A 13,870-nucleotide genomic window follows, 5' to 3' on the forward strand; every position below is an offset into this window, starting at 1 on the left:
GCCGGCACCGGGCTCGCCGGTCAGCACCAGCACCTTCGAGCCGGTGCCCTCCGCGGTGTCGACCAGCTCGAAGATCCGGGCCAGCTCGGCCTCCCTGCTCAGGATCTCCGGCTCGGCCACCGACTCGGTACCGAGATCCATGCTGCTCTTCCCTTCCCCGCGAACCACCCCGCCCCGAGGGGCGCCGAGCGACGCACGAACAGGCCGCTCCGAGGCATTTTGCCAGGTCGGCGGCGTGGAGCGATCGGCGGAGTCCCGTCGCGGCGGCGTGCCGGCCCATGACTGGTCACATGACAGAAGCGTGGCGCTCCGCCCCGCTGACAGCATCCGGAGTACCCGGACACGACGCCTTGGGCGTGGCTCCGGAGGCACCCGACGGACGAGCGTCCGGCCGCGCGCCGGACCGTGCCCAAGGGCCCGTGCGGACGCCCCGGCCGCGTTGTCGAGGTGCCGACGATCACAGTGAAGACGGAGAGATCAAGCGTGAGGAACGCCGTGCACACCCAGCAGAACGCCGAGGCCGAGGGAGGCCGCGGCTCCGGGAGAGGACGAGCGACGGCGAACGCGGACCGGCCGGCGGGCGGGTGCTGCCGTTCCCTGGCCGGAGCCGGAGCCGGAGCCGGAGCCGGAGCCGGAGCCGGAGCCGGAGCGGCGGGGCCTGACCGCCCGCCGAACCCCTCGGCCGCCTCGGGCCGCTCCCACCTCTCCGCCCCGTTCGTTCCCTCGGTCCAGGGCCGCCCGCATCTGACGGTGCTGGGCCGGCGCACTCCCGGTGCCGCGGCCGAGCGCCTGCGGATCTCCGTCCTGGAGTCCCACGGCTCCGTCCACCCGGGAGACTCCGTCCACCCCGGCCACGCACGAGTCTCCGTCCCGCCGTGGCTGTCGGACTCCGGCGACGGGCAGACGCTCTACCTCGCGCAGCACGTCCACGGTGCGGCAGCCGTCCCCCGCGGCGGATCCGACGTCTTCCTGGAGCCGGGTGACATCGTGTTCTGCGGGCCCGGCACGCCCGCCTCCCCGCGCCCCGGCGACGCGTGCCGCATGACGGTCTTCCACGTACCGCGTCGACTCCTGGCGATCACCGACACCGATCTGCGCCGGGTCCTGGGGGTGCCGCTGCGCTGTGCGGAGGGGGTGGGGGCGCTGGTGTCGCACTCCCTGTCGGTGCTCGCCGAGAGCAGGGAGACCCACCGGTCGCGGAGCGGCGAGCGGCTCGTCGCCAACGCGGTGGAGATCCTGGCCGATCTCGTCACGGACTCCGTGGAGACGGAGCACCCGGGTCCCTCGGACCCCGGCACACGGATGGCGGAGAGCATCCGGAACCACATCGAGCTGCATCTGACCGACCCCGACCTGTCACCGCGCTCGATCGCCCGCGCCCACCACATCTCCGTCCGCTACCTGCACAAGCTCTTCCAGGACGAGGGCACCACGGTGAGCCGGCTGATCCGCCGCCGCAGACTGGAGGCGTGCCGCCGCGAGCTCGGCCGCTCGCCGCGCCGCAGGCTCACCGTGGCCGCCGTGGCGCACCGCTGGGGGTTCGTCAGCCCCTCGCACTTCAGCCGGGCCTTCCGGGACGCCTACGGCATGTCTCCCAGCGAATGGCAGTCCTCGGCGTCGACGGAGCAGCCGGCGTTTCCCGGCCGTACCCGGCCCCCCGCCGAGGACCGGAGCCTCCCGGCGGGAGGACGGCGCGTCCTGTCCGCGTAGGCCGTGGCCGACGGGCCGACCGGCGCGGGTACGGCCCGGGGCGCGGGACCCGGCCCCGCGCCCCGGCCCCGCGCCCCCGGTCAGACCGGCTTGGCCCAGGCCGCGTCCGGGGCCGAGAGGCGGCGGACGACCAGGGACGTCACCACGAGGAACGCCAGGGCGAGGCCCAGGGTGACGGGGAGTTCGGTGCGCAGCGCCGCGCCGACGAGCGCGCCGAGGAACATGGCCAGTACGGACAGGACGCGCCGTCCGGGTCGGGGCGCGGCGCCACCGGCCGGGCCGGAGTCCGCGGCCAGCCCCGTCAGGGTCAGGGTCAGCACGGTCGTCGTCAGGTCCGGGACGCCCAGGCGGCGGGCGACCGCGTTCTGCATGCCCATGGCCAGGCCGAGCAGGACGATCAGGGTGTAGCGGGCCCAGGTGGTCACCTCGCCGCCGGAGACCGTGACCGCGACGAGGGCGCCGAGGACGAGGACCGCCTGGAGCGCCGTGGTGAAGGCCAGCAGCCGCCCCCGGTGCGCGGCGAACCGCGCCCCGAACCGGCCTCCGGCCAGCGCGCCGGTGAGGAACGCGGCCATGGACACCAGGGAGGCGAGCACGGACAGGCCGTCGGCACCCGCCAGGGCGAACCCCAGGAACACCACGTTGCCGGTCATGTTGGCGACGAAGACGTGCCCGAGGGACAGATAGCTCACGGCGTCGATCAGGCCGGTGACCACCGTCAGCGTCAGCATGAGCGGCGGCAGCGGGCCGTGCCGGTCCTCCTTCGGGGGAACCAGCGTGCGAACCGCGTCAACGAGCAGGGCGCGCATGCGGAGTCGCTCCTTCCGGGGTGGTGGGGTGGGGTACGGAGGGGCGGTGCAGCACCGCCCGGGTGAGCAGGCCGCTCACCGGACCGGCCACGAGGGCCGCGACCACGACCCACAGCGGCCAGGGGTCCGTTCCGAGCAGCCGGTCGGCCGACCAGCGGCCCGGCCCGGTGAGCGCGAGCGCCCCCGAAGCGACGACGAGGACCATCGGGTACTCGTATCCGTCGTTCTGGACCCACAGCCCGTTGTGCCATTTGACGGTGCCGGCGACCGTCATCACCCCCATGGCGGCCATCGCCGCCAGGGGAGTGAGCGCACCGGCCGCCAGGAACAGGCCGGCGCCGATCTGGCTGGCGCCCGCGGCGAGCGCGGTGAGACGGCCGCCGCGGAAGCCGTCGTGGCGGAACTCCTCGGTCCCGCCCGCGAACCCGTTGCCGCCCAGCCGGAAGCTGACCTTCTGCACCCCGTGTCCGGCGATGAGGAGTCCCACCAGCAGACGGAGGACCAGGAGCCCGGTGTCCATTGCGTTCATGCCTGTTCCTGACGTTTCGTCGATGTCCGTTCGGGGCGGCTCAGCCGGCCGCGTGCTCGCCGATGACGGCCTGCGCGTAGACGACGCCGAGACCATAGGTGCCGCCGTGCTCCTTCACCACGTCCATGACCGGCAGGTACGTCTCCGCACGCGCCCAGTCGCGCTGGAGCTCCAGCAGCACCTGCACCCAGGTGACCGGGACCGCGCCGGCCTGGACCATTCGCTGGACCGCGTGGTCGTGGGCCTGCGGGGTGACGCCGCCGGACGCGTCGGCGACGACGTAGACCTCGTAACCCTGCGCGAGCGCGGAGAGGGTGGGCAGCACGATGCAGACCTCGGTCCACAGACCGGCGATCACGAGCTTCTTGCGGCCGGTGGCCTTGACGGCCTCCACGAACGCGACGTCCTCCCACGCGTTCATCGTGGAACGGTCGATGATCTTCTGCTCGGGGAAGACGTCGGCCAGCTGGGGCAGGAGCGGCCCGGAGAAGGACTCGGCGGCCACCGTGCTCAGCACCACGGGGACGTCGAAGACCTTGGCGGCCTTCGCCAGGCCCACCGTCGCGTTGATGATCGCGGTGCGGTCGCCGCTGCCCGTGCCGAAGAACATCTGCGGCTGGTGGTCCACGAAGAGCACCGCGCAGTTGTCGGGGGTCAGCAGGGCGTCGCTCGGGACAGCGGTGACCTCGGAGATGTCGGCCATGGGAGAACCTTTCATGAAGGGGACGCGCGCGGACGGACGCCCGGCGCGGGAACGCGGTGGTGCGGTGGTGCCCCGGGAGGGGCGGCTCGTGACCGGGCCCCTCCCGGGAGATCAGGGGGAGGATCAGAGCGAGAAGCAGGGGTCGAAGACCGGGCTCTGGGCCTCGGGAGCCAGGCCGCGCCGGGCGCGCCACTGGCGGTGCTGCTCGGACTCGGCGACGGCCTGACCGAGCAGTTCGGCCTGGCGAGCGCCCGACGGACCGGTGCGCGGGGCAGCCTGGTAGCCGCCGAAACGCGTGACCGGGCTCCACTCCGGGCTGACCGGCGGCAACTCCTCGTCCAGGCCCTCGTACTCGGCGGTGGCCCAGACGATCCGGCCGCCGACGACGGTCAGCAGCGACTCGATGTGCGCGATGTCCTGGTCGGGCACCTCGAAGTAGTCCTCGGAGAGGACCGCGAGGTCACCGAAGCAACCCGGCCGCAGCACGCCCTTGACGTCCTGCTCGCCCGTCAGCTCCGCGCCCGCCCGGGTGAACATGGCCAGCGCCGTCGCCCGGTCGACCCGGTTCAGCGGCGGACGCAGCACCACGTCGCCGACGGTGCGGCCGGTGACCAGCCAGTGCAGGGCGATCCACGGGTTGTACGTGGAGACCCGGGTGGCGTCGGTACCGGCCCCGACGGTCAGCCCGCGCTCCAGCATGGCCCGCACCGGGGGTGCGTCCGCGGCGACACCGGGACCGTAACGGCGCAGGAACGCTTCGCCCTGGAACGACAGCCGGTTCTGTACGGACATGGCGCCGCCCAGCGCGGCGACCCGGTCGAGGCTGTCCGTCGAGACGGTCTCCGCGTGGTCGAAGAGCCACCGGTTCCCGGCCGGGAAGAGGCCCTCGGCGGCAAGCTTCTCGAACACCGCGAGGTCCCGGCGGATCGTCTCGTCGTACGTGGCGTGCAGCCGGAATCCCCAGCCGTTCTCCATGAGGAGACGCACGGCCTTCTCGAACTCGACCTCGTAGTCCGGCGAATGTTCCGGACGCGGCTGGGCGAAGTTCTCGAAATCCGCGGCGGCCCAGGTCAGATTCTCACCCGCGCCGTTGAGACGCAGCCATGCGTCGCCGTCATCGGCGCGCGTCATCTCGATCCAGCGCCTGAGGTCGTCGATTTCCTGGCCCGCTGTCTGCGGGAAGAGATGATAGGCGATCCGCAGCGACAACCGGCCCTCCTCGGCCAGTTCGGCGACGGTGCTGTAGTTCTCCGGGAAATTCTGGAAGCCGCCGGCGGCGTCGATCGCCGAGGTGAGGCCGAACCTGTTCAGCTCCCGCAGGAAGTGAAGGGTGGAGACCTTCTTGTCCCCGCCCTCCAGCACCGGCGCCTTCGCGAGCGTCGAGTACAGGATCAGCGCGCTCGGCGCGGCCAGCAGCATGCCGGTGGGCTCGCCGTCCCGGCCACGGACGATCTGCCCGCCCTTCGGATCGGGGGTGTCCCTGGTGTGCCCGGCAGCCTTGAGCGCCGCCCGGTTGAGCACCGCCGACTGGTACAGGTGCAGCACGAACACCGGGGTGTCCGGTGCGGCGGCGTTGAGCTCCGCGACGGTCGGCAGCCGCCGCTCGGCGAACTGCTCGGCCGACCAGCCGCCGACCACCCGCACCCACTGGCCCTTCGGGGTCCGCGCCGCCTGCTCCCGGAGCATCGCCAGACCCTCGCGCAGGGTACGGACACCGTCCCAGCGGAGCTCCAGGACGTAGTTGAGCCCGCCCCGGATCACGTGCAGGTGGGAGTCGTTGAGGCCGGGGACCATCCGGCGGCCGAGCGCGTCGACCACCCGCGTGCCGGGGCCGACGAAAGGCGCCACGTCGTTGTCGTCGCCGACGACCGTGATGACGCCGTCGCGGATCGCCAAGGCCCCTGCCTGCGGGCGACCAGGGTCACCGGTGTGGATCTTCGCGTTGCGGACGACGAGGTCCGCTGCGTTCTCGGTGGCGCTGGGGACCAGCCCTCCGACCGGCATCGTGGACACCTTTCGACAACCTCCTGCAGTGGGAACATCTGGTGGGACGTGCTTCGTTTTCGTGCGCACCGGAATGCGCACCGGAATGCGCACCGGAATGCGTACCGGAATGCGCACCGGAATACGTACCGGAATACGTACCGGGGTTCGGAACGCGCACCGGCACGTGTGCGAGAGCCGGTGCCGCATTCGGTCTCGTCCGGCTTGCTCTTCGCGTGCGGCCGGGCGACGGCGGTGGAGAGAGAAAGAGGGGCAACTTGGCGCCGTGTGTGGCGTGTCCGGCGTTTTCGTCGAGACGGTGGTCCCCGATCGCTCTCTCAGGACATTAGGAGCAGTCGGTGCGCCCGCGTGTTCCGGCAGCGCACCCGGTGCGTTCCAGGAGCGCACCGGTTCCGTTGCGTTCCCGCCTCGTGCGCTGACGGGCATCACCGCATGCGCTGCGGGACACACGTCGCCGGCTCCGGCGCCTAGCGTCGCCTGGGTGGTGTCCGGCGGATCGAGGCCGGACCCCACGCAGGTGCGAGCGGCGCGGCACAGCGCGGCGCGGCACGCACCCCACGAGACACAGCACGGCACCGCAGGAGGAACCCATGACCAACCCGTCCCCGTCCGCGAGCGGCAGCCAGCCGTGGCTGCACCAGAAGGGCGAAGTGATCCAGGAGTTCGGCACGGTCAAGCAGTTCCCGATCGGCCTCACCTACGAGGCGCGGATGTACTCCTGCCAGCGGCTCAACAAGGTCCTGGCCGACACGCAGATCCTCTACGGCCTCTACAAGAAGCACCACTGGCTGATGCGCGGCGCGACCTTCTACCAACTGCACCTGGTACTGGACAAGCACGCGGGTGAGCAGCTCGAACTCGTCGACACCATCGCCGAACGCGTCCAGTCCCTGGGCGGGGTCGCCGTGGGCGACCCCCGGCACGTCGCCGAGATCACCTCGATCCCGCGGCCTCCGGACGGCGCCGAGGAGGTCCCGGCGATGCTCTCCCGGCTGCTGGAGGCGCACGAGGCGATCCTGGTGGACGCCCACGACGCGGCGGCCCGGACCATCGAACTCGGCGACGACGGCACCAACGACCTGCTGGTCTCGCAGGTCATCCGCACCGGGGAACTGCAGGCGTGGTTCCTGGCCGAGCACCTGGTCGACACCCCGCTGGTCCGCGCCTGACGCCACCCCGGCGAGCGGTCCCTCCCACGAGGTCTTCGCCGGCACCCCGCTTTCTCTCTTCCACGACCGCCCGGCCGCACCCCCGGCCGACCGGTCGGCCCTGTCCGTACCACGGTTCACCCAGGAGTTCTCCCATGGCCCCCTCGACCGCCCCCACCGTCGTCCTGATCCACGGCGCCTTCGCCGACGCCTCCAGCTGGAGCTCGGTGATCGCACGCCTCCAGCAGGAGGGCCTTCCCGTCCTGGCACCCGCGCTGCCGCTGCGCGGACTGGCGAGCGACGCCGCCTACATCCGCAGCGTGCTGGACAGCGTCCAGGGCCCCGTCGTGCTCGTGGGCCACTCGTACGGCGGTTCGGTCATCAGCATCGCCGCCTCCGGCGCCCCGCAGGTCAAGGCCCTCGTCTACATCGCGGCCTTCGTGCCCGACATCGGTGAGAGCGCGCTGGAACTCACCGGGAAGTTCCCCGGCAGCACCCTGGGCGAGGCGACCACCACCCAGTCCTACCCGCTTCCCGACGGTGGCCAGGGTGAGGAGCTGATCATTCAACAGCACCTTTTCGAAGGGCAGTTCGCGGCCGGAGTGCCTGCCGAGACCGCCCGGGTGATGGCGGTGGGCCAGCGCCCGATCGCCCTCGCCGCGCTCCAGGGCGAGGCCACCGCCGCCGCCTGGAAGGAGATCCCCAGCTGGTACCTCGTGGCCACCGAGGACCGCAACATCCCGCCGGCCGCCGAGGAATGGATGGCCGAGCGGGCCGGCGCCCACACGGTCAGCGTCAGCGCACCCCACGCGGTCTCCGTGAGCGACCCCGGCCCCGTGGCCGACCTGATCCTGCGCGCCGTCCGCGCGACCGGCTGACCGGCTGACGGGCTCACGGGCTGTGCCCGGCTGACGGGCTCACGGGCTGTGGGGCTGATGGAATGTCAGCTCGATGGTTCGTCAGCCCTCTGGGCCGCCCGGCGGGTGCCGTGCCCGGGTGGTGTCCGGCCGTGTTCCGCCCGGACACGGGTGCCGCCCGGGACGCGGGCTCTTCCGGGTGGCCGTGGCCCGGCCGTTCACGGTGTGCCGTACGGCGTCCGGGGCCTCCGGTCCGGGCTGCGGGGCGTGCGACCGGGCGGCTTCGGCGTACAGGAACTCCCTGCGCGACGGGGCCATCTCCGCCAGGACCGCGCGCCTCAACAGCCCGGCCGGAAAGACGTAACCGCCGCCCGGCCGCCGGGAGTCGGGGGCCTCGGACCAGGCCAGCAGTCCGGCGGCGACGCCCTCGTCCGCCAGTGCGCGCACCTCGCGCGACGGCAGGGCGGCCAGCCGGGCGACGAGAGCCATGTCCGGCCGGTCCCCGAGGACCGCGACGACGTCGACGATCCGGCGGGCGGCCGGCGTCAGCCCGGCCAGGCCGACCCGCGTCACACTCCGCACCGCCGGAGGTGTCCGGGCGCACACGCCCGTCCTCAAGTGTGGGGGAAGCTTCAGCAACTCCGTGAGCAGGAAGGGGTTCCCGCCGCTCAGACCGTGCAACGTGCTCGTGGAACCCGGGCACTTGGTGCCGGAGTCCCTGGCGATCAGCCTCACGGCCGCACGCGACAGAGGGGCGAGGTGCATCAGATCGGCGCCGCAGGACGCCAGATCCGCGAGAAGCCGGTCCGTCTCGCGCCCCGGGTCGTCCGAGACGGTGCACAGCACGGCGAACGCAGCTCCGCGCACCCCGCGCGCGCAGCCGGTGAGCAGCCCGCTCAGCCCGGCGTCCGCACGCTGGAGGTCGTCCACCACGTACAGGACCGGCACGTCCGCGTCCGGCCCCGCCGACGGTGCCGCCGCCCGGTCCCGGAGATCGAATGCCAGCCGGTCCACCGGGCCGTCCCGCGTCTCCCACGGGGCTCCGGGGCTGCCGGCGCACCGCGCCCACACCACGCGGAAGCCGGACGCCGCCGCCTGCCGGGCCACCTCCTCGGCGAGACGGGTCCTGCCCACGCCGGGTCCACCCGAGACGACCGCCCAGCCGGTACGCCCCCCGGCGGCCTCCCCGAGCAGTACGGAGAGCCTGGCCATCTCCTCCTCGCGCCCCCGCAACGGACGCACGGGATCACGGGGCGGCGGGGGAGCCACGGAGGAGGGGACCCCGGCGGGCAGGGACGCGGGCACGGAGGCCGGCGGGGAATCGGGTACGGGCGCGGGCTCGGGGGCCGGTACGGAAGCGAGTGCGCGGGCCGGTACGGACGCGGGTGCGGGCCGGTCGAGCGGCCGGGCCGACGGGCACAGCGACTCCGTGTCGTGCCGGAGCACCGCCACCTGCGTGGCGCGCAGCGCGGGGCCGGGGTCCAGACCGAGCTCGCGCGCCAGCAGGGCGCGTACCGTCTCGTACCGCTGGAGGGCCTCGGCGTGCCGTCCGGCGGCGTACAGGGCGCGCATCAGCAGCACCCAGGACGTCTCGCGCAGCGGGTGGCGCTCGACCAGACTCTCCGCGCCGATGATCGCCTGGGCCGTCCGGCCCTCCTCGAAGAGCAGGGTGGTCCGGAACTCCTCGGCTCCGGCCCCGAGTTCCTCCAGCCGGGTCACCTCGCCCGCGGCGAAGGGCTTGTGTGCGGCGTCGGCGAAGGGCGTGCCCCGCCACATGCGCAGCGCCCCTTCGATCTCCCGGAGGGCTTCCCCGCGCCCGGACCCGGACCCTGCGGCGAGCCCGTGCGCCCGTCGCAGCGCTCGTTCGAAGAGGACCGTGTCACGGGACTCGGGGGGTATCCGCAGCGCGTACCCGGTGGGCACCCGCCGCAGCACCCTGCCCCGGTCCTGGGGCGCGCGTTCCGGCTCCAGCACGGCCCGCAGCCTGCTGATGTGCGCTTGCACGGAGGAGACCGCGCTCGCCGGAGGGCGGCCTTCCCACAGATCGTCGCAGAGGCGCTCCACGGAGACGGCACGCCCGTTCTCCAGCAGGAGACGGAGCAGCAGCACCCGCCGGGTGGGCGGCCCCGCATCGAGGTTCTCGGCGCCCCGCCCGACTTCCAGGGGCCCCAGCAAACGAAATTCCACAGGAAGACACATCCCTACGTCCACGCCACCGTCGGGCAGGGATGTGCTCACGCACCAGGCCGAAGACCGCCCGTGCGCTGCCCATGCACCGGCCATCCGGTGCCCGTTCCGACGCGGCGAGCCGGACGGGGGACGTCGGTCCGGGCCGGGCCGGGCCCGCGGAGGCCTGATCCGGACCGACGTCCCGAGGGCCGTGCCGTCAGCACCCTTCCGGAAGGGCGGGCGAGACCGTCCAGGAACGCTTGGCCGGTGCGTCCGACGAGGCGGAAGCGGACCCCAGGCCCACCGTCCCGGTGTTCCAGACGGTGACGTAGGTGCCGAAGCGCGGGCTCGTCAGGTGGACCGAGCAGCTGCTCGCCGTCGTGGAGCGCCAGAGCTGGCCGGAGTCGGCGGTGGTGCAGGGCGAGACGTACATGGCGTCACCGCCACTGTCCAGGCACCGGTTCCCCGAGGCGTGCCGCAGGAGGAAGGAGCCGTCGTCGGTCATCATGCGCTCCCACGTGTTCGCCGGGCCGCACGTTCCCACGACGACCGCCCGCTCCGACCCGACCGCCAGGCACGTACCGGCGCGGTCGCTGGTGAGGGACCGCTTGACGCCTTCCCATCCGGTGGGCGCCTTCGCCGTCGTCCCTCCGCTGTCGCCGCTCACCACGTCGGACGAGTCCGTGCCGTCCTCGGAGACCGTGCCGTCCTCGGAGTCCGTGCCGTCCTCGGAGACCGTGCCGTCCTCGGAGTCCGTGCCGTCCTCGGAGACCGTGCCCGACGAGCGCGTGTCCTCCTGCTGTCCGTCCCCGCCCTTCTTCCGGATCTCCTGCTCCGTGCCCGATCCCTTCGCCGCCCCGCCGTCCGTGTCCGTCCGGCCTTCCTGACCGGTTTTGGTGTCGGCGCCGGGCGAAGTGGAGCTTCCCTTGCCGGACTTCGACGCGGACGGAGCCGGACCGGCCTGGAGCGGGTCACCGGCGGGCAGCTCCTCCCCGTACCCGCCGGAACTCAGCTGCGCGCTCTCGGACGCGTCGCTGGAGGAGCGGTCCGAGCCGTCCGTGTACTTCAGGGCCAGCGGCAGCGCCACGGCCACGACGGCAGCCGCCGCCGCGACAGGGACCCACCGCTGCGGCGGCCGGGCGGCCTGGACCAGCTGGGACATCCGTCCGGTACCGGCCTTCTGCGCACCGGACTTCCCCGCGCCGCCCTTCTGCCCGCCCGCGTGCTGCGTGGCGTCGTTCCGCGGACCGGGCTGCTTCGAGCCGGTCCTCTTCGGCTCGGTCTGCTTCGAGCCGGCTGGGGCGCCCGCCACGAGGGCGGCAGGACTCGTGCCGCGCTCCGGGAGCCGCCGGAGCGAGGCGTGGGGTTCTCCCCCGGCCTCGTTCTTGTCGGACATACCGCTCCTTGCTCACTGATGCCGATCCGCGGGACCACGTGGTCCGACGGCCGAGGGAGTGCGACGGCTGGGACCTGGGGCGTGGGGGCCGGGAGTGCCGGGTGCCGGGCCGCGCGAGGACCCTCGTTCTTTCCCCCTACGACCAGTTCATCGATCGGGTTCGATCGCATGGTGACCGGCGGCCGACAGCACTGCGGAACCGCGGTGGCAGTGGACGCATCCGTTCGTGAGGGCGGCCCGGAGACGGCAAGCGATCGGCAAGTTCTGGCCAAGAGCCTGCGGTCAGCCTGGGTGTGTGCATGCGCGGCCCGCGCGGACCAGCACTTCCCCGATCAGCAAGGACTGCACGCCATGAGGGGCACCCTGGACGCCGTCGGAGCCCGTGCCGAGCCGCGCCCGTCCGGGCCGGCACCAGGGACGACCGGCGGCTCTCCGGACCGGGACGCCTTCGCCCGTGAGCTGTACGACCGGCACGGAAGCGATCTCGTGCGGTACGCCTCCCGGCTCATGAGAGGTGACTGGTACCAGGCGGAGGACATCGTCCAGGAGGCCGCCGCGCGGGCGTGGCACCACGCCGACAACCTGCGCTCCTCCGAGGAGGCGCGGCCCTGGCTGTTCCGGGTGGTGCGCAATCTCGCCATCGACCACTACCGGGCGCGCCAGGTGCGCCCGCCGGAACTGCTCACGGGCGAGCACCCCGAGGCGCCCACCGTGGACCGGACCGAGGAACTCCTCACCTCGCAGATGCTGGTCCAGGCGCTGCGCGATCTGTCCCCCCAGCACGCGGAGGCCCTTCTCCTCGTCCATTACGCCCGATTCACCGTGGCCGACGCCGCGCAGCGCCTCGGTGTCCCCCCGGGCACGGTCAAGTCCCGCTGCCACTATGCCGTCAGGGCACTGAAGAGTGCCCTGAAGAACCGAGGTGTGCTCGCCCCGGACTCCTGACCGGCACCCGGTCCGCCCCGGGGCGCGTGCGCCGCGGGCCCGCCGGTCGTCCCGGCCGCGTCCCGGGCGCCACGGGACACGCCCCCGAGGCTCCCGCACCCGGGGCCGCGCCCGCGGCACCCCTACGATCCCGGGTGTGACGATCACCTACGAGTGGCGCGGCGACTTCGGCGACGCGGCCCTCGACGCACTGCACGCCGAGGCGTTCGGCGGCCCGCCCGCCGGGATCGACTGGCGGGCCCGCCTGGAGCGCCACAGCCTGGGCTGGGTCTGCGCGCGGGAGGACGGCTCGCTGATCGGGTTCGTCAACGTGCTCTGGGACGGCGGGGTCCACGCCTTCCTGCTGGACACGGCGGTGGCCAGGCACCACCGGTCGCGCGGGGTCGGCGCGGCGCTGGTCGCCGCCGCGGCCGAAGAGGCCCGCGCGGCGGGATGCGCCTGGCTGCACGTCGACTTCGAGGAGCATCTGCGGACGTTCTACGTCGACGTCTGCGGTTTCCGGGCGACCCCGGCGGGGCTGATCGCTCTCTGACGCCGCACGGGGTTCCGGTCGCGTGCGGGCCGCGGTACGAGCGCCGCCGGACCGGCCCCCAGGGGGACGCCCTTTCGCGTTCCGGACACGGGCCAATCGCGTGGCGGGCGGGGCGCGTGCCCGGCGCACGGTAGCTCGATCGAATCATTCGGCACGATGACGTCTGCGGGCGCGCGCGGGCGCTTCCGTGAAATGCCGGGGCCCAAATTCAGTGATACCCGCGCAAGAGGGACATGGGGTGACTGAACAGTTTCACAGGTGATCACTTGGCATATGTCCAGGGCGAGATGGGCCGCCTCGTCGGATTCGGGGTGTGCGGGGCAATGGAGCGAATGGGGACTTCGGTGGCCGTGCATCCTCTAATGTGATTGGCATGAACGGGTGAAGTCGGGGTGTGACCCTGTTCCGGCAGTGAAGGTCCATCGAAAGAGCGTGCGATACGTCGCCGATCTCTCCGGGGCCGGAGCGCCGGGCGAAGGGTCGGGGGCCGGCGGCGTCGCGGCGGGAATGGTCCGGCGCGAGGTGCCCGGGAATGTCTGACGGACAAGTCGCAGAATGCGCGAGAACAGGTGGGGGAAGGCCGTGACCAATCCTTTCGACGACGAGTCGGGACGGTTCGTGGCGCTGGTCAACGACGAGGGGCAGTACTCGCTGTGGCCCGCGCGGATCGAGATTCCGGGCGGCTGGCGTGCCGTCGGCCCGGAGGGCTCGCGCCAGGAGTGTCTGGACGCGATCGAGGCCGCCTGGACCGACATGCGGCCCGCGAGCCTGGTGAGGGCGACGGGGGCGGCTTCCGAGTAGGCCGTGTGGTGAAAGTCCCGCCTGTCGGGCGGCGCCTGGCACGCACGCTCGCCGTGTCGTCGGGATCGCCCCGGTACATCCAGTACCGGGGCGCCCCCCCCGCCGTGCGATCGCACGCACCGGACACCACCCGACCCGCCTTCCGGGCGGACGACGGCCCTTTCACCACACGACCCGGGGCCGCCCCGTACGTGCGGACTCCCCGGCGGGAGCGCGACGGATCACGGGGCGCCCCTGGTCCGTCGCCGGTGCGCGGGGCGCCCTCGC

12 protein-coding genes are annotated in these 13,870 nt (G+C 73.0%); 6 read left to right on the forward strand and 6 right to left on the reverse strand.

The window, feature by feature from the left end; translation table 11 throughout:
• Positions 1-483 precede the first annotated feature (483 nt).
• Complete coding sequence (locus ACFWEE_RS12585; protein WP_386888583.1) at positions 484-1,710, forward strand: helix-turn-helix domain-containing protein; 1,227 nt, start codon at positions 484-486, stop codon at positions 1,708-1,710.
• A gap of 80 nt (positions 1,711-1,790) precedes the next feature.
• Here the strand turns inward: ACFWEE_RS12585 and ACFWEE_RS12590 are convergent, their stop codons facing one another.
• The 4 genes from ACFWEE_RS12590 to ACFWEE_RS12605 form a co-directional block, all read right to left on the reverse strand.
• The gene (locus tag ACFWEE_RS12590) at positions 1,791-2,519 is read right to left on the reverse strand and encodes a YoaK family protein (RefSeq protein ID WP_386888584.1); all 729 of its coding nucleotides are present in this window, start codon (positions 2,517-2,519) and stop codon (positions 1,791-1,793) included.
• Entirely contained in the window at positions 2,500-3,039 is a 540-nt protein-coding gene (locus tag ACFWEE_RS12595; protein ID WP_386888682.1) for a DoxX family protein, read from the reverse strand. The genes ACFWEE_RS12590 and ACFWEE_RS12595 overlap by 20 nt, the downstream gene beginning before the upstream one ends.
• 49 nt (positions 3,040-3,088) lie before the next feature.
• Positions 3,089-3,751: a hydrolase gene (locus tag ACFWEE_RS12600; RefSeq protein ID WP_386888585.1), complete on the reverse strand. Its 663-nt coding sequence runs from the start codon at positions 3,749-3,751 to the stop codon at positions 3,089-3,091.
• A 123-nt stretch (positions 3,752-3,874) separates the two neighbouring features.
• Positions 3,875-5,755 carry an amidohydrolase gene (locus ACFWEE_RS12605; protein WP_386888683.1) on the reverse strand — a complete coding sequence of 627 codons (1,881 nt, stop codon included), beginning with the start codon at positions 5,753-5,755 and terminating at the stop codon, positions 3,875-3,877.
• Between the two features lie 590 nt (positions 5,756-6,345).
• Between ACFWEE_RS12605 and ACFWEE_RS12610 the strand changes: the two genes are divergently transcribed.
• Both ACFWEE_RS12610 and ACFWEE_RS12615 read left to right on the forward strand, forming a co-directional pair.
• On the forward strand, positions 6,346-6,924 hold the full coding sequence (locus tag ACFWEE_RS12610; protein WP_386888586.1) for a Dps family protein: 579 nt from the start codon (positions 6,346-6,348) through the stop codon (positions 6,922-6,924).
• Positions 6,925-7,058: 134 nt separating this feature from the next.
• A complete protein-coding gene (locus tag ACFWEE_RS12615) occupies positions 7,059-7,781 on the forward strand; it encodes an alpha/beta fold hydrolase (protein ID WP_386888587.1) in 723 nt (240 codons plus the stop codon).
• A gap of 81 nt (positions 7,782-7,862) precedes the next feature.
• Here the strand turns inward: ACFWEE_RS12615 and ACFWEE_RS12620 are convergent, their stop codons facing one another.
• Positions 7,863-9,935, reverse strand: coding sequence for a BTAD domain-containing putative transcriptional regulator (locus ACFWEE_RS12620; protein ID WP_386888588.1), 2,073 nt, complete (start codon positions 9,933-9,935; stop codon positions 7,863-7,865).
• A 211-nt stretch (positions 9,936-10,146) separates the two neighbouring features.
• Entirely contained in the window at positions 10,147-11,325 is a 1,179-nt protein-coding gene (locus tag ACFWEE_RS12625; RefSeq protein ID WP_386888590.1) for a hypothetical protein, read from the reverse strand.
• A 351-nt stretch (positions 11,326-11,676) separates the two neighbouring features.
• Here ACFWEE_RS12625 and ACFWEE_RS12630 point away from each other — a divergent pair, with 351 nt between their 5' ends.
• The 3 genes from ACFWEE_RS12630 to ACFWEE_RS12640 all read left to right on the forward strand — a co-directional run bounded on the left by ACFWEE_RS12630 (position 11,677) and on the right by ACFWEE_RS12640 (position 13,603).
• The gene (locus tag ACFWEE_RS12630) at positions 11,677-12,270 is read left to right on the forward strand and encodes a sigma-70 family RNA polymerase sigma factor (RefSeq protein ID WP_386888591.1); all 594 of its coding nucleotides are present in this window, start codon (positions 11,677-11,679) and stop codon (positions 12,268-12,270) included.
• 136 nt (positions 12,271-12,406) lie between these two features.
• Positions 12,407-12,802: a GNAT family N-acetyltransferase gene (locus ACFWEE_RS12635; protein ID WP_386888592.1), complete on the forward strand. Its 396-nt coding sequence runs from the start codon at positions 12,407-12,409 to the stop codon at positions 12,800-12,802.
• A gap of 582 nt (positions 12,803-13,384) precedes the next feature.
• A complete protein-coding gene (locus ACFWEE_RS12640; RefSeq protein ID WP_386888594.1) occupies positions 13,385-13,603 on the forward strand; it encodes an MbtH family protein in 219 nt (72 codons plus the stop codon).
• Positions 13,604-13,870: the final 267 nt, after the last annotated feature.

It is taken from the genome of Streptomyces sp. NPDC060184, assembly GCF_042728795.1.
In the GTDB taxonomy this organism is placed as follows: domain Bacteria; phylum Actinomycetota; class Actinomycetes; order Streptomycetales; family Streptomycetaceae; genus Streptomyces.